This is a genomic window from Paenibacillus sp. 32O-W, assembly GCF_007679495.1.
Taxonomy (GTDB): domain Bacteria; phylum Bacillota; class Bacilli; order Paenibacillales; family NBRC-103111; genus Paenibacillus_L; species Paenibacillus_L residui.
The window spans coordinates 64,140-89,884 of record NZ_VEGP01000007.1; the positions used below are offsets into that span (position 1 = coordinate 64,140).

At 50.6% G+C, this 25,745-nt stretch carries 21 protein-coding genes and 1 pseudogene; 18 read left to right on the plus strand and 4 right to left on the minus strand.

Annotation, left to right across the window (positions count from 1 at the left end):
- Positions 1-181 precede the first annotated feature (181 nt).
- The 4 genes and pseudogenes from FS806_RS27185 to FS806_RS04665 all read left to right on the plus strand — a co-directional run.
- Positions 182-325: pseudogene (locus FS806_RS27185) on the plus strand (glycoside hydrolase family 88 protein); the annotation flags it as partial.
- A gap of 531 nt (positions 326-856) precedes the next feature.
- The gene (locus FS806_RS04655; RefSeq protein WP_144933454.1) at positions 857-2,068 is read left to right on the plus strand and encodes an AraC family transcriptional regulator; all 1,212 of its coding nucleotides are present in this window, start codon (positions 857-859) and stop codon (positions 2,066-2,068) included.
- Between the two features lie 30 nt (positions 2,069-2,098).
- The gene (locus tag FS806_RS04660; protein WP_144933455.1) at positions 2,099-3,085 is read left to right on the plus strand and encodes an ABC transporter substrate-binding protein; all 987 of its coding nucleotides are present in this window, start codon (positions 2,099-2,101) and stop codon (positions 3,083-3,085) included.
- Positions 3,082-3,894 (plus strand): alpha/beta hydrolase, encoded by an 813-nt coding sequence (locus FS806_RS04665; RefSeq protein ID WP_225312699.1) that lies wholly within the window; start codon positions 3,082-3,084, stop codon positions 3,892-3,894. The genes FS806_RS04660 and FS806_RS04665 overlap by 4 nt, the downstream gene beginning before the upstream one ends.
- A 60-nt stretch (positions 3,895-3,954) precedes the next feature.
- Here the strand turns inward: FS806_RS04665 and FS806_RS04670 are convergent, their stop codons facing one another.
- On the minus strand, positions 3,955-4,509 hold the full coding sequence (locus FS806_RS04670) for a hypothetical protein (RefSeq protein WP_144933456.1): 555 nt from the start codon (positions 4,507-4,509) through the stop codon (positions 3,955-3,957).
- Positions 4,510-4,708: 199 nt separating this feature from the next.
- Here FS806_RS04670 and FS806_RS04675 point away from each other — a divergent pair, with 199 nt between their 5' ends.
- The 7 genes from FS806_RS04675 to FS806_RS04705 all read left to right on the plus strand — a co-directional run bounded on the left by FS806_RS04675 (position 4,709) and on the right by FS806_RS04705 (position 15,893).
- Entirely contained in the window at positions 4,709-5,770 is a 1,062-nt protein-coding gene (locus tag FS806_RS04675; protein ID WP_144933457.1) for a FecCD family ABC transporter permease, read from the plus strand.
- On the plus strand, positions 5,767-6,804 hold the full coding sequence (locus FS806_RS04680; RefSeq protein ID WP_144933458.1) for a FecCD family ABC transporter permease: 1,038 nt from the start codon (positions 5,767-5,769) through the stop codon (positions 6,802-6,804). The genes FS806_RS04675 and FS806_RS04680 overlap by 4 nt, the downstream gene beginning before the upstream one ends.
- Before the next feature lie 136 nt (positions 6,805-6,940).
- Positions 6,941-9,502 carry a winged helix-turn-helix domain-containing protein gene (locus tag FS806_RS04685; RefSeq protein ID WP_144933459.1) on the plus strand — a complete coding sequence of 854 codons (2,562 nt, stop codon included), beginning with the start codon at positions 6,941-6,943 and terminating at the stop codon, positions 9,500-9,502.
- A 214-nt stretch (positions 9,503-9,716) separates the two neighbouring features.
- Positions 9,717-10,892 (plus strand): RCC1 domain-containing protein, encoded by a 1,176-nt coding sequence (locus FS806_RS04690; protein WP_186328206.1) that lies wholly within the window; start codon positions 9,717-9,719, stop codon positions 10,890-10,892.
- A gap of 33 nt (positions 10,893-10,925) precedes the next feature.
- Positions 10,926-13,511 carry a chitobiase/beta-hexosaminidase C-terminal domain-containing protein gene (locus tag FS806_RS04695; RefSeq protein ID WP_144933461.1) on the plus strand — a complete coding sequence of 862 codons (2,586 nt, stop codon included), beginning with the start codon at positions 10,926-10,928 and terminating at the stop codon, positions 13,509-13,511.
- 259 nt (positions 13,512-13,770) lie between these two features.
- On the plus strand, positions 13,771-14,937 hold the full coding sequence (gene nagA, locus FS806_RS04700; protein WP_144933462.1) for an N-acetylglucosamine-6-phosphate deacetylase: 1,167 nt from the start codon (positions 13,771-13,773) through the stop codon (positions 14,935-14,937).
- Between the two features lie 269 nt (positions 14,938-15,206).
- Positions 15,207-15,893: an MIP/aquaporin family protein gene (locus tag FS806_RS04705; protein WP_144933463.1), complete on the plus strand. Its 687-nt coding sequence runs from the start codon at positions 15,207-15,209 to the stop codon at positions 15,891-15,893.
- A 293-nt stretch (positions 15,894-16,186) separates the two neighbouring features.
- Here FS806_RS04705 and FS806_RS04710 read toward each other — a convergent pair whose 3' ends face one another.
- The 3 genes from FS806_RS04710 to FS806_RS04720 form a co-directional block, all read right to left on the minus strand.
- Positions 16,187-16,468 (minus strand): YxcD family protein, encoded by a 282-nt coding sequence (locus tag FS806_RS04710; RefSeq protein ID WP_144933464.1) that lies wholly within the window; start codon positions 16,466-16,468, stop codon positions 16,187-16,189.
- Between the two features lie 5 nt (positions 16,469-16,473).
- Positions 16,474-16,932: a hypothetical protein gene (locus tag FS806_RS04715; protein WP_144933465.1), complete on the minus strand. Its 459-nt coding sequence runs from the start codon at positions 16,930-16,932 to the stop codon at positions 16,474-16,476.
- Between the two features lie 214 nt (positions 16,933-17,146).
- Positions 17,147-17,512 carry an iron-sulfur cluster biosynthesis family protein gene (locus FS806_RS04720; RefSeq protein ID WP_260981978.1) on the minus strand — a complete coding sequence of 122 codons (366 nt, stop codon included), beginning with the start codon at positions 17,510-17,512 and terminating at the stop codon, positions 17,147-17,149.
- Positions 17,513-17,620: 108 nt separating this feature from the next.
- On the opposite strand from FS806_RS04720, the gene FS806_RS04725 reads away from it, so the two are divergent.
- From FS806_RS04725 to FS806_RS04750, 7 genes are all read left to right on the plus strand, one after another.
- Complete coding sequence (locus FS806_RS04725) at positions 17,621-19,135, plus strand: carboxypeptidase M32 (protein ID WP_144933467.1); 1,515 nt, start codon at positions 17,621-17,623, stop codon at positions 19,133-19,135.
- Positions 19,136-19,148: 13 nt separating this feature from the next.
- The gene (locus tag FS806_RS25635) at positions 19,149-19,295 is read left to right on the plus strand and encodes a hypothetical protein (protein WP_186328207.1); all 147 of its coding nucleotides are present in this window, start codon (positions 19,149-19,151) and stop codon (positions 19,293-19,295) included.
- Positions 19,296-19,574: 279 nt separating this feature from the next.
- Positions 19,575-20,576: an ABC transporter substrate-binding protein gene (locus tag FS806_RS04730; protein ID WP_144933468.1), complete on the plus strand. Its 1,002-nt coding sequence runs from the start codon at positions 19,575-19,577 to the stop codon at positions 20,574-20,576.
- Positions 20,577-20,644: 68 nt separating this feature from the next.
- Entirely contained in the window at positions 20,645-21,442 is a 798-nt protein-coding gene (locus FS806_RS04735; protein WP_186328208.1) for an ABC transporter ATP-binding protein, read from the plus strand.
- Between the two features lie 67 nt (positions 21,443-21,509).
- Entirely contained in the window at positions 21,510-22,256 is a 747-nt protein-coding gene (locus FS806_RS04740) for an ABC transporter permease (protein ID WP_225312708.1), read from the plus strand.
- 291 nt (positions 22,257-22,547) lie between these two features.
- Positions 22,548-23,117, plus strand: a complete 570-nt coding sequence (locus FS806_RS04745; protein WP_144933471.1) for an outer spore coat protein CotE — start codon at positions 22,548-22,550, stop codon at positions 23,115-23,117.
- A 223-nt stretch (positions 23,118-23,340) separates the two neighbouring features.
- Positions 23,341-24,795, plus strand: a complete 1,455-nt coding sequence (locus tag FS806_RS04750; protein WP_144933472.1) for a putative amidoligase domain-containing protein — start codon at positions 23,341-23,343, stop codon at positions 24,793-24,795.
- Positions 24,796-25,745: the final 950 nt, after the last annotated feature.

Genomic DNA, 25,745 nt, shown 5'->3' on the forward strand with positions numbered 1-25,745 from the left:
AGCACTTTTTCCCCTGGAATACTTCTACGGATAGGATTTGATTTGGTTTCGATAAAATAGGCGTTTTTGAAATAGGGTAAAAATATTGCACACTTCAGCTAAAATTTGAACCCGCACCGCTCTCCTTATTTCGCTAAAATGGGTAGAAAGCAATGTAAGAAAGCGAAGGGAGCTTGTTATGGTGTGGAAAAAAGCGATTGAAGACGCCGTCGCCAAGACGTTAAACAACATCGACCGGTTCGGGGACCGATTCCCCCATGTCAGCCAAAACGGGGTTTACCGGCAAATCGAGAACAACGATTGGACGAACGGATTTTGGTCCGGCAATGTGCCGGGGAAAGCGGGAGCCGATAAAGTGTACGCACGCTACGTCAAGGTCGAATTCCCGGTCAACGTCTGGGTCTTCCTTGATGAAATCGAAATTCTCGGCATTGACGGCAAGGCGAATGGAGCCGTAGTTTTGCCGCCGAGGCGGTAAAATATGATTTCCCGCGCGAGCTCAGAATTCGATGGCATCCGGCCTGACTTCCATGATATTGACTTTGGATGAGGATAGGGCATTCCATGACAAATTCTGCCGCGCCACGATTTATGCTAATTTATGTTTCGTAATAAAAGCCATGGACGCAGCGTTATTTTCACGCTGTGATCTGTGGCTTTTGCTTTTGAATCACTATATGACTGGTCCGTTATCTAGTGCAGCGGCATTGTCCCCGTTTGCTCATCGATCCGGCCAATCTCAATTGACAATGATAATCGTTATCAATTAAGATTATGGAGTCTAGAGAATTAACTACTGTTCGGAATAATGATGAATACTTCCGCCTAGTACTGGTCTAAAGGGGGAATAAATTTCATGGGTGCAGATGACCGCAGCTCTGTCACATCGTCAGATCGACCCTCCGGGATGAACTTGCAGCAGATTCGAGAGTATATGGAGAATCATTATCATGAGCCTCTGTCCATTGCGCAATTGGCTCATATGGCCAATCTGAGTCCAAAATATTTTGTGTATGCATTCAAAAAGACCTTTGGCCAAAGTGCCATGGATTACTTGACGGACCTGAGAATCAATCGGGCCAAACGATATTTGCTCGAATCGGAATATCGGATGCGTGAGATCGCCCATAAGGTAGGTTACAGCGATGAATTCTACTTTAGCCGGAAGTTTAAGAAAGAAGTGGGGATTTCCCCGTCCGAATTTGTCAAGAAACGAAAGATACGGGTTGCTGCATGCTCCCCGTCGGTTATCGGACAATTACTTGCTTTGAAGATCATTCCGGTGTCGGCTCCCTTAAATTCGAAGTGGACGCCTTATTACTACTATGCTTATCGTTCACAAATTGAAGTATGTCTGGAATATGACGGCCTCCGGGAAGCTGATTGGCGTCAATGGGTCAGGTCGCGGCCTGATGCCATTGTCGGGGATGTGCATCTATCGGAACATGTACGACGGAAGCTTGAAGATACGGCTCCGGCGCTTTTCCTTCCCTGTCCACCGCTGAATTGGCGGGAGCAGCTTCATCAGATTGCGTTGTTTCTTGGGAGGGAGGAGCAATGCAAGGCCTGGATTCAAAGCTATGAGCAAAAAGTGCAATTCGCGCGAAAACAGCTTGCCCCCGTTCTCGATACGGATTCATTTGTAGTGCTGCGTCTTTGCGGCGAAGTCCTGTACATATATTGCAATCAGGGAATCCATGATTTATTGTATTACGATTTGAAGGTGACGCCTGCTTATCCAGCGGAAGCTTTATATAATACAGAATTAACGATCGAACAACTGGACCGGCTTGATCCGGATCGTATTCTGGTCGCAGTCTGTCCCGAACCTGTATCACGGGCTTATTGGCTGTCGCTTCAGCATAACGAAGCATGGTGCAAGCTTAAGGCGGTGAATCGCGGACATGTTTATACCATTCCTTCCGATCCGTGGTTTGAATATTCGGCAACGGCTATCGACCGGATGTTGGATGAGATTTTGCTTTTCTTCACTGGCAAAAATCCAAAACGGATGTGGCGAAAGTCCATGGAGACTTCGATGAGCATCATATATAATCTCCCATATTGAGAATGATTATCATTGAGAGGAGATTTATGAATGCTGTACAAAATTCGTTCGACAAGGGGACGATTTGGAATCAGTGTGCTGCTGAGCATGAGTCTGCTAGCCGCATGCGGTTCCAATCAAACGGATATGAGCGGTTCAAAAGCGAATCCAACGGTTGCGGCAAAGAATCCCGAAGCTGCCGTTTCCGCAGAACGGGTATTTACCGATGAATTAGGACATGAGGTGATTCTGCCGAAACCGCCCGTCAGAGTGTTTGCTCCATATATGGAAGATGCGTTGCTAAGCCTTGGCGTTAAACCTGTTGCGCAATGGTCGAACGGAAACCAGGGTCATCGTTATTTGCAGAACGAACTGCAGGACATTCCAAAGCTTGATTTTTCAGGCGGGCTGCCGTCCTCGGAGGTGCTGCTGTCGTATAACCCCGACCTGATCATTCTGCATACGGCGAATTATGCGGATAACGGCGTTTATGAGAATTATTCCAAGATCGCGCCAACCTATGTGTTCAGCAACGCAGCGGGTGATGTCGAGAAATCACTCGAAATATTGGGAGAACTGTTAGGCAAGACCGATGAGGCCAAGCAAGCACTGGACAATTATCGCCGGAAAGTCGAGGACGCCAAAGCGGCTATCGAGAAGAACGCAGCAGACAAGAAGGTGGCGATCATCCGGTTTGCCAATAGAGGCGTGAGTTTGATGGGCGGGAATTACTTTTGCGGGTATGTCATTAATCGGCATTTGGGCATTGACATGACCAAGCTGACGGAGAACGAGAACAGCTTGAATTTCTCGTTGGAAATTCTTCCGGAATTGGATGCGGATTATATTTTCGTCATCAATGCTTATGGACAAGGGACGGAACGGATGAAGGAGATGACGGAAAGCAGCATCTGGAAGAGCGTTCCAGCCGTTCAGCGAGGCCATGTGTACGAAGTAAACGATGAATACTGGCTTGGAAGCGGCCTGATTGCATATGAGAAAGTCGTAGAGGATGTTGTAAGGGTGTTGTCGCCATGAACATGGACAGAACAGAAAAATACTGCATGCCCGGATGTGTTGAACAAGTTCTCTGCTCCAGCCATAAACAATTGGAATACAGGATTCTGATTGCAGTACCCGGTGAAGATCCTCCCGAGCGTGGTTATCCTGTAATTTATGCTCTGGACGGAGACGCGGTATTCGGAACCTTGGTTGAAGCGGCTCGTTTGCAAACCCGTAAACCTCATGGTTTTGATCCGGCCATGATCGTCGGGATCTGCTACCCGTCCAGAGAGCCGTTTGACCGGAACAGGCGCTATTATGACTTTACGACGCCGGCTCAAGCGGAACACTTGCCGGAACGGCCGAACGGGTGGGAATGGCCCGATCTTGGAGGGGCGGATGCTTTCCTCGACTTTATGGAAGCGGAATTAATGCCGAAGATTTTCGGACAATATCCGGTTGATCGCGAGCGGCAAGCGATTTTTGGACATTCGCTCGGGGGATTGTTAGTTCTCCATGCCTTATTCAGCCGCCCGCAATTGTTCCAGCATTATATTGCCGGCAGCCCCTCGATTTGGTGGAACAACCGGGCGATTCTGCAGGAGAAAATAAAGTTCGAGACGACGCTGGCCGAAGCTCGTATCTACCCGCGCCTGTTGATAACGATAGGAGCCGATGAACTGGACTACATGGTCAAGGATGCGGAACAACTGGCGGAGAGCCTAGAGCCTCTTGCTGCCTGCGGATTTCATTCGGAAATGGTGAAATTCGCTGATGAAAACCATGTTAGCGTACTGCCTGCGGCCCTAAGCAGATTACTAAAATTTACACTGGGCGGAGCATAAGTGTCGGCCTGTGGGAGCCGGTCCAAACCGATCCAGGTGACCGTTCCTTATTCGATACGGTCACTTCGCATCAAACAGATTGCGGAACCATTGCAGCAATGGTTTTATAATTTCACGCGTCATCCAATGGATCGCCGGAGACACTACATGTCTCCACCCCCATCTCAACGGATAATATATGATGTGCATCCATAACCGCCCAAGCACGCGAAACAGCCATGCTACTGCAATGCCGCTATAGCGCAGCACCGGAAGCAGAACTTCCCGCCAGAACCAGCGTAAACCATGGTTCCATAATATAAATAGCGTACGATATATGCCGTAATACATGACAGGGTACAGGACATACTTCCACAAAAATATTAGAGTCGGTTTAATGGCGTGCTTCCATAGCCATTCAAGCGGACCTGAGGCAGCCTCAAACACAGGCACGATAATATACTTGATGAGTGCCAGCACGAACGGGATGATGATTTTGTTGAACAGCCATTCTATGGAAGGAGAAAGAACGTCTATAACAGCGCTAATCAGGCGAATCAACAGGTAGAATGGAAAATAAACAGCAAAGACAATACCGCGGAGTACGTATTTAATCGCTTTTGACAGAGCTTCCATAGGCGGTTACTCTCCTTCCGAATATGTAATAACAATTCAGCTAATCTTTGCCGGTGTACATCTTTCTTTATATATACTGCGGAATTATTTGGATGGTTTCATAGGAGCGTGTCACGGAAGCTGCAAAATCTTCCCCGGTTAATCGGCAGCTTCCAGTGTAACTTGGACACATCGATTTATAAGAATGAGGAGAACGGGTATGCCGGAATGGACAGAAAGAGCGAACAAGAATGAATCAGGTGTAGAAACGGCGAAATTGCGGGTAAGGCCGCTCGCTGCGATCTTAATTATGTTGGGAGGAACCGTAGCATTATTGCTCGGGATTGCGATCTCTGTTTCCTTTGGTGCTGCCGATATAGGGCTTGGCACTGTATGGGAAGCTATAGTCTGGTTTCATCCGGATATCACCCAGCATCAAATCATTCAAGAGCTTCGTCTGCCGCGTGTGCTTGGCGGAGCAATGGTGGGTGCGAGCTTTGCGGTAGCGGGCGCACTGATGCAAGGCATGACCCGCAATCCAATGGCAGATTCCGGAATACTCGGACTCAACGCCGGGGCCGGCTTCGTTCTGGCGATATGTTTAGCCATTTTTCCCGGGCTGCCGTTTATGGTTCTAATCTTATATTCATTCCTCGGCGCCGGTGTGGGAGCAGGGCTTGTGTTCGGTATCGGCTCGCTGGCCAAAGGGGGATTGACGCCTGTACGTCTTGTATTGGCCGGAGCGGCAGTCAGTACGCTTCTCGCAGCGCTAAGCGAAGGTATCGCCCTCTATTTCCGCATCGGGCAGGATTTGGCATTCTGGTATGCAGGCGGCGTGGCGGGCACGAACTGGTTTCAACTGAAAATCATGTTTCCCTGGGTTGCGGGAGCAATGCTCGCGGCGATCATGCTCTCCCGATCCGTTACCATGTTAAGCCTTGGGGAAGAGGTCGCTACCGGTCTCGGACAACGGACGGGGCTCGTCAAGCTTGCGGGAACAATCATCGTTCTCATTCTGGCCGGTTCCGCTGTTTCGGTAGTCGGCGCCGTCAGCTTCGTCGGCCTGATTATCCCGCATTTGACGCGGTTTCTGGTTGGAGTGGATTATCGTTGGATTATTCCTTGTTCTGCAGTGCTTGGCAGCTTGCTTGTCGTGTTCGCCGATCTGGGGGCCAGAATCATCAACCTTCCGTATGAAACTCCAATAGGGGCGCTGATCAGCTTGATCGGAGTGCCGTTCTTTCTATATCTGGCACGTAAACAGAGGAGGGAGCTCTCATGAAAACGGGGCAAGCCGTACCCTCCGCCCGAACTAGAACGGCCCGGGGGATAACCGTCATGGTCGTTCTGGCTGTGCTAATTATCGTTTCTTTCGTCATTAGCATGAATACCGGCTATATTCGCCTGTCTCCATGGGATGTACTCAAGACGCTGGCAGGCTTGGGCACGGAGAAGCAGTCGCTCGTATTGTTCGATTTCCGGCTGCCTCGCATTGTCCTGTCCATTCTGGTCGGTGCAGGATTGGCCGTGTCGGGCTGCATCCTGCAGGGCGTCTCCCGCAATGCGCTGGCAGATCCGGGGATTTTGGGGATCAATGCCGGGGCCGGACTCATGGTCATGCTGTTCATTTATTTCTTTCCGGCAACGACAGCGGCCCCGGTATTCCTGCTGCCGGTTCTAGCCTTGGTCGGGGCCGGGTTGACGGCCTTGCTGATTTACACGCTTGCTCACCAACGGCATGAAGGCGTCTCGCCGACCAGGCTAGTGCTTACCGGAATCGCGGTAGCTGCGGGGATTAGCGCGGCCATGATCGTGCTGACGCTTCGTCTCGATCCCGCCAGGTATCAGTTTGTGGCCACTTGGCTGGCCGGCAGCATCTGGGGAACGAACTGGACATTTGTCCTCGCCCTGCTGCCATGGATAGCTGCGCTTCTCCCATTTGTTTTTAGCAAAGCCCGGGTCATGAACGTATTGAACCTTGGTGAGCAGGCGGCGACCGGACTTGGCGCCCCGGTGGACAAAGAACGGCTTCAGTTGCTTGCCGCAGCAGTAGGCTTGGCCGGTTCCTCTGTGGCAGTGAGCGGCGGGATCGGATTTGTCGGCCTGATCGGTCCGCATTTGGCCCGCCGGCTAGTCGGCCCGAAGCACGAGCTGCTGCTGCCGGCTTCGGCTTTGACCGGAAGCTTGCTGATGATCTTGGCCGATACGATCGGACGCTGGATCTTCCAGCCGGCGGATATTCCGACAGGTATTGTCGTTGCGGTCATCGGTGCCCCGTATTTTTTGTATTTGCTGGCGAAGGCGAAAGCCGGATAAGCAGTCCGGAAGCGAGGCCGGATTTGAAGAAACGGCGGTTTTGCAAGATCATCCCAGGCAGAATATGACCTTATTTGGTAAAATAGAGAAAATGTTCATCCTCATGGATGATTGCCAAAAAGGAAGTGGTCATGTAATGATCATTGCTACCAAATTGCATATTCCCCGGCCACGAACTGCGCTTATTACGCGTCCTCGTCTCATCCATCGTTTAAAAGAAGGACTGAATCGCGCACTCACGTTGGTCACAGCCCCTGCAGGATACGGCAAAACCACACTGCTCAGCGAGTGGGCGGAAGTGTTGGAAAGCCCCGTCGCCTGGGTATCGCTGGATATGGGAGATAATGATCGATTGCGCTTCTGGGCACATACGATTGCGGCGTTGAAACAAGCTTACCCGGCCTTCGACGAACAGGCTGTGCTTCGTCATGCTGCGGAAGACGCATCCGGTTACTCGCTGATTGCCGCACTCGTTAACGGGCTGCATCGCTTATCGCAGACGATAGTACTTGTGTGGGATGACTTTCACCAAATCGAAGAACCAACGCTGCTGAAGGGAATCATCTACCTGCTGGAACGACTTCCTTCTCACGTTCATCTCTATATCGCAAGCCGAATTTCACCATCGCTTTCCCTTTCCAGAATCCGGGTGGGAGATGGGCTAAATCAATTAGAAGCGAGTGATCTGCGTTTCGATCCGGAAGAGACGAGCGAATTTTTCACAAAATGCTCCGGGGTGGAATTGTCCAGCGTAGAAACGGCAGCCGTTCAGGAACGAACGGAAGGGTGGGTAGCCGCCATGCGGCTGGCTGTCTTGTCATTGAACGACAATTTCGATCCAGCCGCGATTATCCGGAAGATGACGGGAACGGAGCGTGACATTTCGGATTATTTCTTCGAAGAAGTGTTGTCCCGGCAGCCTGAAGCGCTGCAGCAATTTCTGCTTCAGACGTCAATCTTGCAGCGGATGAGCGGCGAACTTTGCAAGGCGGTTACCAGAATGACCGAAAGTGCCGCATGGCTGCATTGGTTGGAGCAGGAGAGCCTGTTTATTGTGTCTTTGGACGAGCAGAGGAATTGGTATAGGTATCATCATTTGTTTCAGCATTTTTTGACAGGGCAGTTGAAAATAAAAGAACCGCAGTTATGGGAGACGCTTCATATCGCGGCAGGAAGATGGTTAGAGGAAAACGGATATCCTCATGAGGCGGTAGAGCATTATTTGACGGCAGCGAGTTATGAAGATGCGCTTGTTATATTGGAAGCGATGGCGCCGGAGTTGATGATGAACGAATGGACGATGCTCTGCAAGTGGCTAAGCGATATTCCCGATTCGTTGTTGTTTGCCAAGCCGATGATGCTGTTGACTAAACTCGCTTCCCAGTATTTAGCCGGGCATACCGAGGCAGCCACGGACGGGTATTGGCGGGCGATCCGCAAGCTGGAAGAGGACGCAGGCTCCCTTCATGCCGACGAATCCGAGACGCTGCAAGCCGGCCTGGCTTTTCTGGCTGCATTCCGCACGTTTTTGGATCGGGATTTCGAATATGCCGTTCAATTCTCCAAGGAATTTGTTGAGAGACACCCTCAAGGTGATTTATTCATCGGCTTTGGCAACGATTCGGACGGTTACCATCCCGTTTGGGACATCTATGTGTCGGAAGACAGTCTTCGATTGGCCGATCAGGTGCTGACACCTTTATTGTCCATTTGGTCCAAAACACAAAATGTATATTTTGTCGCTCACCTGAGTATAGATTTCGGAAAGCTGCAGTACGAAAGGAATCGCCTGGATGAAGCCAGGACGTATATGCAGCGGGCATACGATATCGGAAGATCCAATGACAACCCCAGCCTTGCTGCGACAGCCTCGCTGTGGCTTGCCCGCATTGCTGCGGTGCAAGGCAACTGGGAAATTGCAAGCTCTATACTTCAGGAGTTGACGGAACATACGGCTCCGAAGGTCAAGCCCCATTTGTCCAGGAAAATCATATGGTTCCGGGCAATGCAGGGCAGGATGCAAGGGAAAGAGAAGCCGGTGAGGCAATGGCTGCGAATGAGCGATCTTCGCTCCGGGGATGAAATTCCGTTATCGATGATCGGGGAATATGACTTGCTGGCCACCCTGTTGGCAGAGCAGGGGAAGACAGAGGAAGCAGTGGCTTTAACGGAACGGCTCATCCTCATCGCGAGCCAGGCAGGACGGCAAAGCGACAAGATCCGTTTGCTCATTCATAAAAGCCGGTTGCTTTCTTTGCAGGGCAAGCATGTACAGAGCATGGATGCGTTGGAAGAGGCGCTCGCCTTGGCTTGGCCCGAAGGGTACATACGCACCTTTGTTGATGAAGGGGTACCGATCGGGCAATTATTGAGTCGATTTATACATTTGCGTCAAAATCAACATCACCGTCCCGGAAGAAAAGTTCCTTTACCTCACGTGAAACGACTGCTGCGGCTCATCTCTCCAATCGAAGGAGGGAGGTCGGTTTCCAACGAGGGATACATGCCTTCTATAACCTCCAAAGAACAAAGTGTTCTTCGGCTTATGCAGACCGGGATGTCAAACAAGGAAATTGCGAATGAATTAAACGTTTCGTTATCGACCGTTAAAACTCATATTAACAATATCTATGGCAAACTGCAGGTCAATAGCCGTTTGCAAGCTTTGGAACGTGCCAGAACACTCAAGCTGTTCTGATCCGTTCCTTCTTTTTTTTGCGGGGATTATCTCCACCCCCCTTGCTCCACCCCGGATCGTTTTATGACAAGAGGGGTTGATCACAACCGGGAGGGAAGTTTGTATAATCTTCTGGATGAAGCCGTTAAGAGCTCAAAGAGAGGAGGGGTTGTAAGAGATGAATCCACGTGGAAAAAGCATGAAACAATCATACAAATGCAATAGGAGGAGCGGCTTGGCGAGGTTATGCATCTCTTTGCTGCTCATACAGTCGTTTCTGATCGCGGTACCTTTTGACAATGTATCCGCTCAAGGGAGCTTTCATCCAGCCCTGAGTGATCGTTGGGGCGGGGGCCAGCAAATCGCGGGAGGGCGGTACCATTCCTTAGCCTTAACATCGGATGGGGAAGTGCTCGCTTGGGGATCGAATCAAAGTGGCAGAACTACGGTACCTATTGAAGCGCAGTCCAATATTGTCCAGGTGAGCGCAGGACAGGATCACTCCCTGGCTCTTACATCTGACGGCAAGGTCATTGCCTGGGGAGGGGGAAGATTTGGCGAAGCTGATGTACCCGAGGAGGCGAAAAGCGATATCGTAGCGATTGCATCAGGTAACAGCGCCTTCCATTCGTTAGCCCTCACATCGTCGGGGAAAGTCATTGCCTGGGGCAACAATTCTTATGGTGTATCGGATGTGCCGGAAGAAGCGGAACGTGGCGTTGTAGCCATAGCGGCGGGGTATAGGCATTCCTTAGCATTAACTTCAGCTGGTGAAGTGGTTGCATGGGGAGGAGACCCGTACCAATCTGGAGTGTTGGATATCCCCAATGAAGTGCAAGGTCATGCAGTGGCCATTAGCACAGGAAAGCATCATTCTTTGGCGTTAACTGCTTCGGGCAAGGTGGTTGCTTGGGGGAGCAACGATTATGGACAATCGTCTGTGCCGAAAGAGGCGGAAAGTGGTGTCATCGCCATTGCGGCAGGGAGAGCGCATTCTCTTGCCTTGAAATCTGATGGTTCGGTCATTGCCTGGGGCATTTCCAACGGTTCGTGGGATGACTACGGACAAACGGTTGTACCCGAAGCTGCGAAAAACGGTGTGATTGAGATTGAAGCGGGATATGAATATTCCCTCGCCCGAAAAGCGGATGGAACGATCGTTGCTTGGGGGGATAACGGATCGAGACAGATCGATGCGCCGGCACGTATCGCTGCGCCCGTGAAAGCAAAAAAACTGGCTGCGGGGGCAGCTCATTCTCTCGCTTTAACATCCGATGGCAAGGTGTTCGGTTGGGGACTCAATCTCGATAAGCGGCTTGATATCCCTGCAGATTTACAAGCTGTGCAAGCGATTGGCACGGAGTTTTCTTATTCCCTGGCGTTACAAGCCGATGGTTCGATTGTCGGCTAGGGAGACAATAGGTATTTAGACATTCCAGATGAAGTGCAAGGGCGGACAGTTTCAATTAGCACTAATTTATATCACGCGTTAGCGCTTACGTCAAACGGTAAAGTCTTTGATTGGGGTAGGATTTATGGGAATGAGGAAGATAAACGGCTCGAAGTACCAGACGATCTGGAAGATGCGATCGCCGTTAGCGCAGGACAGAATCACTCCCTAGCGCTAAAGGCAGATGGAAAAGTGGCGATTTGGGGGGATAATATCGATAACCTGTTGGATATACCAGGTGATTTGCAGGATGTAAAAGCAATTAGCGCAGGAGGTTATCATTCCTTGGCGCTACAAACGGACGGTACCGTGGTCGCCTGGGGATCTGATAAAAATAACCAGCTAGATGTGCCCGAAAATTTACAAAATGTTGTGGCCGTCAGTGCAGGCCTCATGCATTCCGTCGCTTTAAAGTCGGACGGCTCGGTGGTCGCCTGGGGAGATAACACATTTAACCAACTCGAAGTTCCTTCTAATTTGCGTGACGTTGTAGCGATTTCGGCAGGTAATTATCACACGCTAGCCTTGCAAGCAGACGGAACAATTGTCGGCTGGGGCCATAATGCCTCCGGTCAACTCGATATTCCAAGAAGCGACCTCGTAACGATGGAACTAAGAGATCAGAGCGGGGAAGAAGTAGAGCTTCCATTTGATACTGCACAGCAGGAATACACGGTTTTAATTGACAATCATGTTACATCGGTGAACGTGCTTGCGACACTGGAAAACGCGGAATATGCCGATGTGTATGTGAATGGCGAGCGACAGTCTGATCCGGCAGAAGGAGTCAATATACCAGTAACCGACGAGCAAACGGTCATTAAAGTGGAAGTATCCCCGTACATGAAACAAAGTAAAACATATACGGTCACTCTGACAAAAGAACCGGAGCCGCCCGAGCAAGTCGTCAAGCCGGTTGCTAGTCCAGTCGGCGGTGAAGTCTCGCTGGGAACCAAGGTAACATTGAGCACGGCGACCGATGGAGCGACGATCTATTACACGACGGATGGAAGCGATCCGACCCGCAGCAGCGTCGAGTATACCGCGCCTATCGAAATGACATCTGAGACGACGATCAAAGCGATTGCGGTGAAGGAAGGCATGCTGGACAGCGAGGTAATGGAGGAGCATTATACCATCCTGCCCCCAGAGCAAGTTGCGAAGCCAATTGCAAGTCCTGCAGGCAGTACGGTTCCATCAGGCACGAAGGTAACATTGAGCACGGCGACCGATGGAGCGACGATCTATTACACGACGGATGGAAGCGATCCGACCCGCAGCAGCGTCGAGTATACCGCGCCTATCGAAGTGACATCGGAGATGACGATCAAAGCGATTGCGGTGAAGGAAGGCATGCTCGACAGCGAGGTAATGGAGGAGTATTATAAGATTACGCCGCTACCTGCACCAGCGAATCTGACCGCTTCGGCGGGTGATCGTTCTGTTACCTTAAAGTGGGAAGCTGTCACGGGAACAGGTAGCGTGACTTACGCGGTTTATCAAGTGGAAGGCACATCCGCACCTGTCGATCCGGCGAACTGGAAGCTCACCCAATCGAATGTTACAGCGAATTCCTTCATCGTCACGGGATTGACGAACGAAATGGCCTATTCGTTTGCCGTTAAAGCTATCTATGCAGAAGGCGTCAGCGACTTCTCCAACAAAGCAACGTCGACGCCAAGGGCGGCAGGAGGCGTTTCCGGCCATTCGGGCATTGTTGTCGGCCCCATCTTATCCGGCAACGCTGATCTGGCAGATCTGCAAGTATGGGCCAATGATCAGAAGCTGAAGCTGGACCCATCGTTTGCTTCGGAAACGACAGATTATACAGCACGGACAGAAGCCAAACGGGTCGAGATTGTGGCGAAACAGGAGCACTTCGGGGCGAAAGTGATGCTGGAGGATAATGTCTTTACGGACAGCATCCGAATCGATTTGGAGGAAGGTAATAATACGGTTGTGCTGACGGTACAAGCGATGAACGGGACGAAGAAGAAATATACGTTGACCATTTACCGCGAAACGCCAAAGCCAACCGAACCGGTCATTAAATTTACGGACATCGCTGGACATTGGGCGGAAGGCTTCATCAAGCATGCCGCGGCTAAAGGCATCGTCTGCGGTTATCCCGACGGAACGTTCAAACCGGACCATCCGGTCACTCGAGCCGAGTTTACAGTGATGCTGGCTGGCGCATTGAAACTGAAAGGTGAAGATGCCGCGCTTACGTTCACCGACAACGAACAAATCGGTGAATGGGCAAAACAAGCCGTTGCACAGGCGGTAGAGTCAGGAATTATTGAAGGATACGATGATGGCAGTTTCCGGCCGAACAACCGCATCAGTCGTGCAGAGATGGCGGCGATGATCGCCCGGGCGCTTAAACTGCAGCTTAACGCTGATGTGTCAACCGGATTTGCCGATAACGAGACGATACCGGAATGGGCAAGAGGTGCGGTCGAGGCGATTCGCGAGCTGGGCATTGTCGATGGCCGTGGCGAAAACCGTTTCATGCCGAACGAAACGGCTACCCGCGCGGAAGCAACGGTGATGCTGCTTCGGATGTTAGAACACAAATAATCGAGTAACAATCGTCGTGTAAAATAGACATTCGATGATATGTTGCATTGCTCAGACGTTAAAAAATATGTGAACGGATAGTAAGATTGTGACAGGGGCATTTCCGGTTGTAGTGGGGAAATGTCCCTTCTTTTCGATAGAGGACGGTGGCTCGGATTCGAAAACAGTAACATTGATGACCCGACAATTTTGGGTTTTTCTTTTTGCCCCGGGGTATGCTACGCTCTATTTATCAGCAAACGAGAAGGAGGAGATGCGCTTGAACCGCAAAATTATCTATGATGTAAGGGCCGTATGCGGGAATGAGGTGCTATGGCCGGCTAATGTTTGGATTTGTGACGGATTAATAGAAAAAATCGACACCCGGCGTCTATCTTCGGGGCAGGTACAAAATTACGAGCTTATCGATGGTCAAGGAATGCTGCTCATTCCCGGAATGATTGATGTACATATTCATGGAGCCAACGGTTTTGATATGATGGATGGTACGGCACAAAGTGTCCAGGAAGTTTCCCTTGCCTGTGCATCAAGCGGATGCACTTCATTTCTGGCCACTTCCGTAAGCTCGACGATAGAAGATTTGCTGGGGATGATTCAAAGTGTGAAGCGGGTCATCGGTCATGAGGAAGGAGCCGCGATCGCGGGTATTCATTTGGAAGGCCCCTATTTAAACGAGAAACGGAAAGGAATGCAGAATGAAAAATTCCTCCGGCATCCCGATATCGAAGAGATGAGGAGAATTTACCGGGAAGCGGACGGTTGGATTAAAATGGTGACGATTGCTCCCGAATTACCCGGCGGAATGGAAATGATCTCTTACTTGCGGGAACAAGGGACCATTGTGGCGGCCGCCCACTCCGATGCTACCTATGAAGAGGCGAAGCTTGCCTTCGCCCGTGGGGCCAGTCACGTGACTCATTGCTTCAACGGCATGCGGCCCATTCATCACCGGGATCCCGGACTTGTCGCAGCCGCCTTTGAGGAGGAGCATGTGAGCCTGCAAGCTATAGTGGATAATGTCCATCTCCATCCGGCCATCGTTCGATTGATGCATCGTGTGAAGGGCGCCGATAACATGGTTTTGATTACGGATGCTCTTCAAGCCATGGGTTTGGGAGACGGAATTTATACTTTCGGAGGGCATCAAGTCGAAGTAGCCGGCGGGATTGCCCGTTTACAGGACGGAACGTTAGCCTCGAGCACGATTACAATGAATAAAGCATTGCAATTGACGGTCGAGCTCGGAATTTCCATAACCGATGCGGTTCAGATGGCATCGACGACGCCTGCGAATATATTAGGCTGTCGGCATAAGGGAAGAATCGCTGCCGGCTGCCAGGCCGATCTAGTATTGCTCAACGACAGCTTCGACGTGCAGTGGACGATGATCGAAGGAAACTTAATCCCCTCTACCATACGGATTTAATGTTTAACGCATGGGAAAGTTTCCGGCTCGGAATCATCCCAGGATCTGGCCGGGTTAAAGTGATAAGCACCTCTCTTCGACGTGATCGGTGGGAGGTGTTATTTCATTTGCTCCTGATATTTAATTCAGGTAACGTCTATTTTTCGAAGAGGTATGCAGGAAACAAAATATGGCGGCAGACACCTGTGATTAAACAGCTGTTCATTTTTTGTTTAGTTTGACCTTGTATTCTATTTCAGGTTCAAGTATACAAGGGAAGGAGGAAAGAAATGTATCCCTCATGGAAAAAATATGCGGCCGAATTCATCGGTACGTTGGTGCTGGTGCTGATAGGCTGCGGAAGTGCGGCAACAGCCGGGGGCGAGTTAGGCTATCTGGGAATCGCCTTCGCGTTCGGATTGTCCATCGTTGCGATGGCTTATGTGATCGGCCCCATCTCCGGATGCCATATAAATCCGGCGGTTTCGCTGGCAATGCTCATCCGTCGCAAGATGTCGGGAAAGGAATTCATAGGTTATGTGATAGCTCAGACAGCCGGGGCCGTAGCGGGTTCGGTGCTGCTGTACGCTATTATTCATTCAACGGGTCTGCCCGTAACTGGTCTGGGACAGAACGGATTCGGTGAAGGGTACGGAATCGGAATCACCGCGGGCATGGCGTTCATCGTGGAGATCGTATTGACTTTCATCTTCATTTACGTCATATTGGGTGTCACCTCCGATTCTGCGAATAGTCATGTAGCAGGGCTGGTTATCGGGTTATCGCTGGTGCTCGTTCACATTCTGGGCATAGGCCTTACCGGCACGTCCGTCAATCCGGCAAGAAGCTTCGGTCCGGCCATTCTATTGGGCGGGGAAGCTCTGGCAGAATTATGGGTATTTATTGTGGCCCCTCTCATCGGTGCGGTGATGGCCGCCATCGTATACCGGCTGTTGAATGTTGGCAAAGAGGCATAGCTGCCGCAAATGGGTTCAACCTAGATAGTACTAAAATATCATTACGAATACTTGCGGAATCGGGGAACTTGCAGCCTTCCTGAACAGATTGGCACTGCCTGGGAACCGACACCCGTTAATTCTGCAACAAAAACCGCTCGGCACTTCATTGTGCAAGCGGTTTTTTTTGCTAATTAGCCACTTAATAAGCAAGGGCAGGGCAGGAGTCGCAAAATAATGATTAGCACGTAAAAAAGCTGCCTATATAACGCAATAACCCGTTATAGGCAGCCGTGGTAGTATGAGTGGATTGATTATTCCTCGCGAATAATCGCGAACATTTCGTCTTCGACATCCAGTTCAATCTCGCTGCGGAAAACGCGGCGGTCGTACTGGGTAAGCATGTACCTCTCGATCGCTTCCTTCATGTTCGCTTCGATCAAATATTGGTTGCGTCCCTCTGCCGTCACTTCGGCGGAGAAGCCCAGCTCCTCATCCCACATGAGCTGCACCTGCACCTGAGTAGGCTGAATTTGCTTGCGCTCCGCAATGTGAAGGCAGATAGCGTTAATAAGTTCTTGTTCGTTCAGTATCATCTATCTTACCTCTTGTAGGGATCGTTGTGCATTTGCTGCTTCTTGCGGCGGTCCATGGCGTTGAAGATTGCCCGAACGATCGCAAATACGACAAAAATGACGATGAACAATGCAGCAAGATTAACCAGCAGACCAAGAATTTCTCCCATGAAGCCCATTCCGCCGAACAAGCCTCCGAACAGCATACCTGCGAGTCCGCCGATCATTAGCCCTTTCATAAAGCTGCCTCCGCTGAAGAATCCGCGGTTGGCATTGGCGGCCGTACCGGTGCTATTCGTAGAACGGTTGGTAGCAGAATCCTTGTTGACGCTATCCTGGCTCTTGGACGGTGTGTTCTGCTGCTGTTTGAAACTGCCGGTATTAGACTTGTAGCTTCCGCCTCTCGGCTTGGCATCGACGATGGCCGGAGCTGCCGTGGCAAATAATAAGAAGCAGGCCATAAATACTAGCATGAACTTTTTCATAGTTCCCCTCCTGAAGTTTGTAAAATCTATTTATACAATACTAAATACGGACGTCCAGAGCAACCGTTTCATTATAGTTAGAAAAAAGGTTTTATTACTTGGCAAGCAGGCCTCGGACTATAAACGGTTTTCCAAGGGGAAGGCACATCCGGTTCTTAGCGCTGCAGCCATTCACGCCCGGCTCCAAGCTTGCCGTTCTTGGGATTATAACAATCTATTGCGTTCTGGAAACGGACGAAGTGGTATTTCTTTTGTCCAGCAAGGTCATCGAGGCGTTGTAGATTTGCTGATTACTCTTGAGCTGGAACACTTTCTTCTCGGTATTATAATCCAGCCTCAGATTATCCTCGAAAAAAACCTCCTGTCTCTTCTCGTAAAGGATAGAGATTGGAGAATATGCGGCCGCAGGAGATTCCTCCGAAGGCTCCATCGGATCCACCACCCAAATTTGCGGAACCCCGCTCACAGCGCATCCGCATCCCTCCGAATCGTAGACGAGCTTCAGGGCATAGCCTTCTCTGCCGAACCGTTGTAAAATTTCGCTTTGCGCAGCCGGTCCCACCTCTATATGCATCATCATCACTCCTTGTTCTTATCGGCGCTCCTATGTAATTAATCTACATGTTGATTATAAAACGAAGAAAAAGTAATATCAAAGTGTACCATATAATGGGAAGGAGTTGTCGGAATGAGCGCCTTTGAACAGCGTTTGAATGATTTTCAAAAACTGATCAAAAAAATGATCGCTTATGGAGAAGCCGTTGGATTAATGCACTGGGATTTGCGGACAGGCGCCCCCAAGAAAGCAGTCGAAGGCCGATCGCAAGTGATCGGACAGTTGTCGGGGGAATTGTTCAGATTATCGACATCCGACGAGATGGGAGCCATCCTGGAAGAGCTGTCCCGGCCCGACCATGAAGAACGGCTGAACCGGACTCAGAAAAAAATGATCGCTGTGGCAAAGAAAGAGTATGACCGGAGCAAAAAAATTCCGCCCGATCTATACCAGCAGTACGTCGTCCTTACTTCACAGGCCGAGTCTGTCTGGGAGGAGGCGAAGGAAACCTCTGATTTTGCCAAATTCCGTCCCTATCTTGAAAAAATAGTGGCCACAAATCTCGAATTTATCGAGTTCTTGGGCTATGAAACTAACAAATATGATACTCTGCTGGACATGTACGAGCCGGGCATGACCATGGCTAAGCTGGATCAGCTGTTCGGAGCCTTAAGAGAGCGGGTAGTGCCGCTGGTAGCCGCAATACAGCAGTCTCCCCATCAGCCGGACACATCCTTCCTTAAGCAAACCTTCGATAAGGAGAAGCAGCGGCAGTTCAACCTGTTCATCCTGCGGGAGATGGGCTATGATCTGGAGGCCGGACGTCTGGATGAGACGGTGCATCCGTTTGCTATCGGACTTAATCCCGGAGATGTTCGGATCACGACGAAGTTTGTGCTGGATGATCTGGCGACGGCACTGTTCGGCACGATTCATGAAGGCGGTCACGCTCTGTATGAACAAAATATAACCAAAGACTTGATGGGTACCAATCTGTGCTCCGGCACTTCGATGGGCATTCACGAGTCTCAATCCCGCTTCTGGGAAAACATGGTCGGCCGAAGCTATTCATTCTGGCAGCGGTACTACGGTGAGCTACAGCAGACATTCAGCGGACTTCTGGATGGCGTGCCGCTTTCCGACTTCTACCGGGCTATCAACGAATCCAAGCCATCCTTGATCCGTACGGAATCGGATGAGGTCACTTACAATTTACATATCATGATCCGCTATGAAATCGAGAAAGCACTGTTTGAAGAAACGGTGAGCGTTGCGGATCTGCCCGAATTCTGGAATGAGAAATATAGGGACTATTTAGGGGTTGTCCCGGCGAATGACGGGGAAGGCGTACTGCAGGACGTTCACTGGGCCGGAGGAATGTTCGGCTACTTCCCGTCCTATGCGTTAGGAAATATGTATGCGGCCCAATTCCGCCATACTCTGCTGGGTCAGATGCCCGATATGGAAGACAAAATAGCGAAAGGGGACCTGCTGCCGATCAAGGAATGGCTGACCGAGCAGATTTATCAGTACGGCAAGCTGCTGGACCCCGGAGAGATTGTGCTTCAGGTGACAGGCGAGGAACTGAATCCGGATTACCTAGTCCGGTATTTGGAAGAGAAATATAAACCGATCTACAAGCTGTGAGCAGGTGGATCGCATGAATTTGAAGCGCCCTTATGCCGGGGCGCTTTTTCTCGTATGTAGGATTCAAGGAGTCGGTCAGACGGATGAAAATGGATTCCTGCCTAAGGCGTCCATTCCGTTCCGAAGAAAAGTGACGAAGCTTCAAACAACGAATCAGTGACCGGCGCATGCTGAAATAGAATTGAATGTGGCTAACTGCCGGGTCATGAAGGAAGGTTATCGCGACACTCCAGAAGAAGTGTTGTGATGATTGGTTATTCACTCCTTGATTGGAAGGGATAACGCTCAGATGATGAATCCGGATAGAGCATTCGGGTTCATTCTTTTTTCCCAGGTATACAGCAGGAAATAGGGAAAAAGTCGGCTGAGGTTAAACCACTTGCTGGGCTTCTGCATATGATACAGGGAACAATCACTAGCGGGGAGGAGAATGATGTTCATGAGTAAACGGGGATGGCAAGCGTTCCTTGTGCTGATGCTGGCGCTCGGGCTTATACTGCCCGCGTGCTCGCAAAACGGAGGAGCAACGAAAATCCGACTGGGAGAAGTAACCCGTTCGATTTTTTACGCTCCCCAGTATGTAGCCCTATCAGAAGGTTTTTTTAAAGAGGAGGGGCTGGAGGTGGAGCTGACGACTACCTTCGGCGGAGATAAAACGATGACCACGCTGCTTTCCGGAGGGATCGACATTGCGCTGGTCGGTTCGGAAACCTCCATTTATGTCCATCAGCAGGGTAGTGATGATCCGGTCATGAATTTCGCCCAGCTGACGCAAACGGATGGGACGTTTCTGGTAGCCCGCAAGGAGATGCCGGACTTCAAATGGGAGCAGCTTAAAGGGAGCACTTTCCTTGGTCAGCGCAAAGGCGGAATGCCGCAGATGGCGGGTGAATTTACATTGAAGAAGCACGGAATCGATCCGCATAAAGACTTGAACCTGCTGCAAAACGTCGAATTCGCCAACATCCCGACAGCCTTCGCTTCGGGCACGGGAGATTATGTCCAGCTGTTCGAGCCGCAGGCATCCGTGTTTGAGAAGGAAGGCAAAGGCTCGGTCATAGCATCGTTCGGAGTGGAGAGCGGACGTTTGCCTTATACCGTTTTTATGGCCAAGAAAAGCTATATCGACAAGAACGAAGAGATTATTCAAAAATTCACTAACGCGGTCCAACGCGCGCAGAAATGGGTCGACAGCCAGCCGGTAGAGGCCATAGCCGAATCCATCGCTCCTTTCTTCCAGGATACGGAGAAGGACATTATAATCCGCGTAGTTCAGCGTTATAAAGAGCAAGGAAGCTATGCAAGCGATCCTATCATCGATGACGAGGAGTGGAATAATCTGCTTGATGTCATGGAGGAAGCCGGAGAGCTGAAGGAAAGAATTGAACCGGCTGCACTGGTTAATAACAAGTATGCGGAACAGGCCAAACAGAAGGAGTAACAATTCCTGAGAGATTTGAACAAGAGTGGTGAAGTAAATCTATATTTACGGGCAAAGGGGGAATCGGAATGGAAGCCGCAGTTCGTCTGAATGAGATTACTCAGGTATACGTAACCGAAAGAGGCGCCTCCCTCGCCATCGAAGAGATCAACCTGTCGCTGGAACCAGGTGAGTTTGTCGGTCTGGTCGGTCCAAGCGGCTGCGGAAAAACAACCCTGCTTTCGATAATCGCCGGGCTGATCCGTCCAACATCCGGGACGGTGCAGATTTTTGGAGAAACGGTAGAGAGCCCGTCAGGCAAGGTCGGCTATATGCTTCAGCAGGATTATTTGTTTCCCTGGAGGACTATTTACCAGAATGTTTTGGTCGGGTTGGAACTGACCGGTCAGCTTACGAAGGCTAACCGGGAGTATGCCCTTCATCTGTTAAATGAGCTGGGGCTGGCCGATACGAAGGATCAGTATCCTTCTCAATTGTCCGGAGGGATGCGGCAGCGTGTGGCTTTGGTGCGGACTCTTGTGACCGAACCGGATATTTTGCTTCTGGATGAACCTTTCTCGGCGCTTGATTATCAGACCAAGCTGGAGCTGGAGGATTTGCTGTCCGCTACCCTGAAGGCCAGAGGCAAAACAGCCCTGCTAGTCACCCACGATATTTCCGAAGCGGTGGCGATGAGTGACCGCGTACTGGTTATGGGCCGCAACCCCGGCATATTGCGCAAGGAGATTATCATTCCGGAGCCGATAAGGCATGAGACGCCTTTCAAGGCCAGGGAGGCGGCTGAATTTCACCCGATCTTCAATCAAATTTGGAGGGAGCTGGAGACTCAAGAAAGAAAGAGTGGTGTCAATGATGCTAACCGGTAACAAGTCATCTAGGCGGACAGCTTTGACAGAATCGATCTTCGGACAATATTTGGCGCAGCGCAGAAGAATGAAGTGGCTGGTATGGTTGTCCCAGCTGGCGATCCTTGCGGGCGGGTTGATCCTATGGGAAATGGCGGGAAGGAATAAATGGATAGATGTATTGCTGTTCAGCTACCCCAGCAAAATCATCGAGCTGTTGTATTCCAAGCTGCTGGACGGCAGTCTGCTTCCGCATATCGGGGTGACGGTGCTGGAGACACTGGTCGGCTTCATTCTAGGTACGCTTGTGGGTACGGCTATAGCGATCTTGATCTGGTGGTCGCCTTTTTTGCAAAAGGTTCTCGATCCCTACATCGTCGTCCTGAACAGTATGCCCAAGGTAGCGCTCGGACCTCTTTTTATTGTCGGTCTGGGTCCCAATGTCCTGTCCATCATCGCCATGACATTGGCTATAACGGTCATAGTAACGACACTGGTCATCTACTCGAGCTTCAACGAGGTGGATTCGAACTATGTGAAGGTGATCCGGATCTTCGGGGGGCAGCGGACCCAGGTGTTTCGCAAGGTGATTCTGCCGGCTTCCTTTCCGACGATTGTTTCCACTCTGAAGGTGAATGTCGGTCTGGCTTGGATCGGGGTGATTGTCGGGGAATTTCTTGTGTCGAAACAAGGACTGGGCTATTTGATCATCTACGGTTTCCAAGTGTTCAACTTCTCTCTGGTTATCGGCAGTCTGTTTATTATCGCGATCGTAGCGACCTTGATGTATCAAGCGGTAGCCTACTTGGAAGGAAGGCTTGCAAGGAAGAATTAAAGATTTGCTTCAGCAGGCGGACTTCGTCGGGAACCGGCGGCCCGGAGGGGAATCCCACGCTGCAGGGGGGATTCCTTCCCTCCGTCGACATCCGGTTTAAGAATAGAAGACAAAAAGAAGGAAGAAAGCCGAGGGTTGTCCGACAAGGCAAGGGCAGCAGCCAAAAATCCTAGAAAAATCAGGAATGAACAAGTTTGGCGTGGTTTCTCGGATTCTCAAAAATTTTTGTCACCCTAGACGAATGTCCTGCATACAATTTAAAAGAATGATTGTATGGAGGAGGTTGAAACGATGTCGATTACAGATAAAGATCTGCAGTTTAGAGAGATCATAACAAAAGCAGTTTGCGGCAAAGGACGTAAATTCAGTCAGGTGAGCCATACCGTAACTCCGTCTCATGCTCCAACCAGCATCCTAGGCGCGTGGATTATCAATCATCAGTACGAAGCGGCCAAAGCGAGCGACGGAGTAGAAGTAATAGGTACTTATGATATTAACATCTGGTATTCGTATGATCGGAATACGAAGACGGACGTAGCCAAAGAAACGGTTTCGTATGTCGATGTCATCCCGCTATCTTACATTGACAAAAAACATAGGGCTTCCACGGCAGAAGTATCTGCTACTGCGACACAGGAACCGAACTGCGTCGAGGCGAGCGTATCGGCAGACGGTAGCTGTGTCATTATTAGGGTAGAGCGGGAGTTTATGATCGAAATGGTGGCGGAAACGAAAGTATGCGTCCTTGTGAATCCGAACGGATGCCCGGATTTCCATGATAAATCCTATGACTTTGATGGCGAGGATCTCGGCGATTATGAAGATCTGGATCCTGAACTGATCGACGAGGACTACACCTGACTTATTAACCATTATATGTAACAGGCTTTATTATGCTGAGGGCGGGAGCCCTCTTTTTTACCACATAAGGGTCTTATTTATTTACAGCATAAATAATTCGTAAAATCAGACTCTTATTGGCATAAAAAGCTACCTCTAAAGAAGGATTCGACGACATCTCCGAGTATGCATCAATGGAGGTTTTCTTCGGCATCAGGGTTGGTGCCGGCAAGGAGGGGCGGTTATGGGGATTTTTGTGCTGCATGGCCGGGAGAGAGAACTGGAGCCTCTTCTGAAGCAGTTGGACCTGCCGCACGGAGATAGGCTGCCGGAAGACTTTCCGGTAGAAGCGGTCATTCGGTGGGGGACGAAGGTGGAGGAGCCGGAAGGAGTGCTGACGCTCAATCGGCTGAAACCTGTGCTGCGGGCCGGTAACCGGCCGGAGAGGGAAGAGATACTGAAGCTTCACGGATTAAAGCCGGGAATACTTCAAACGAGGGCGGAACGAAGCGGCTTTCCTATGTATACACATGAGTATATGATCCCCGTCTTTCATCTGGAAGTGTTGACCGTCTACGAGAAGAAGGCCGCTCAACCTCTGCTGGCTCGTTCGGCCTCCGCCATCCGTCCGGCTTTCCGTGAGCTGGGGGAGGAGAACTGGAGCCACCCTGTGCGCAGAGCGGTTAAGGATTCTTTAAAAGCGGTTTATGCTTTGGGCCTGGACTTTGCACTGGTACGAACGGCGGTAACGGCGGACAGCCGGACCGTCATTGTTGATGTGGAGCCCAATCCGAAGCTGATGGGCGGCTGGGTCCGAAGGCTTGTCGAGGCGATCCGTCAATTTGCCGCGGATGTCAGGAAGCAGGCGGGAGGGGCACCTGCAGCAATGCTCGGGGCGGACCCGGAATTCGTGCTGCAGAATCGGGAAGGGAAAATTACTCCCGCCTCCCGTTTTATGGACAAGGAAGGGGCAGTCGGCTGCGATAACGTGATTGTGCGCGGACAGCGAACGTTCATGCCGCTGGTGGAGCTGCGTCCGGAACCCGCCTCCGATCCGAGGCAATTGGTCCGCCATCTGCGGAGAAGTCTTCTGCAGGCGACCCGGTTGATTACGGACCGCGATCTTGCCTGGGTAGCGGGAGGCATGCCCGTGCGCGGGATTCCGCTCGGCGGCCATATTCATATTAGCGGAATCTGGCTTCATTCCCGATTGGTCCGGATGCTCGATAATTATTTGGCCCTCCCGATGCTGCTGACGGAGGAAGAGCGTGATCGATATCGCCGGCCCCGCTATGGCTATCTGGGAGATATTCGCCGCAAAGCCCATGGCGGATTCGAATACCGCTCGTTGGCGAGTTGGCTCGGTTCCCCCCGTCTGAGCGCAGGGGTATTGTGCCTGACCCGCTGCATCATCGATCACTATGGCGAGCTAAAGCAGGAGCCGCTGACACGGTTCGAGGTGCAGCAGGCATTTTACGAAGGCAACAAAACGTATTTGCGCCCGGTGGTCCGCGAACTATGGGGAGAGCTCGAACGATTGCCCGCTTATTCCACCTACAGGAAAGAGCTGGACGCATTGAAGCAAATCGTATTTGGCTGGAAGGTTCTGCCGGCGGGTGATTTTCGCAGTGCTTGGAAACTCCCCGCCGCTTCGGAATTGAACCTTCCGGCAGGCCGGAAAACTTTGGAGAGGCTCTGATCAGTTTGGGCAAATATCCCTAGCCCGAGTTGCGCCATCGGCCAGGAGCGGTCTGGACCAACAGGCTTCACATTTACGCATTTCTGCCAAAGGATGCACAAGCTTTTCGAACGTGCGTTTTGGCATAATTTTTTGCGAGCTTCAAAAAAGGTGATGAAGAAAAGGCCTGCAAAAACAAAACGGCAGGTCTTTTGTAATATTTAACTTGAGATCAGCCAAAGACATGCAAATGTTGCGTAAATTTATCCATTTTGTTGATATCCCATATTTTTCCAGGAATGGACATGCAGTTTTGCACGTCTTTTTCGGGATTTGCCGGATTTTCGCCAAAAGTCATGCACTTTGCTTGTCTTTTGGGACATCACCGGTACAGTTGTGGAGAAGGTTCGCGAAAATATGCATGACTATATCCCGAATAATCAGCAACGTCAGTGATTATCGGCACTTCATTCCTCGGCGAACATAAATTCCTGCGAAAGTACATCAATTATGTAGCGAATCTAGATATCGGGAAGAAAAGCCTGCGAAAATACAGGAATTCTCGTTCGAAATAACCAAACCGCCGCTTCAACAAGCCAAAAAGATGTATCTTTGCAGGCTTTCCCCGAGACAGCTCGGCAAACATTCCAAAAGATGTACTTTCGCAGGTTTTTGACTCCACGGACCCTGATGGAACTCGTCGATTCTCCCACTTACATTATATTAATGAAGGTGCCGTCGCTCTCTGAACGGATGCCCTAAGTCATGTCGGTGATTTGCAGCGAGTTTTCGAAACAGCGTGACCGTGAAAAAAGAAACTGTTTAATAGAGCCAGCAAACGTTTGGAGGATCCGATCCGCAGACGTCGCTGCTAACGGTCGGCTGGATGTATACCTGGTTCAATCCAAGCTTGTCCTGGCGGACCTCTAAAGAAATGGAAATGAGATGTCAAAAAATCAGGCGGGCCTCCA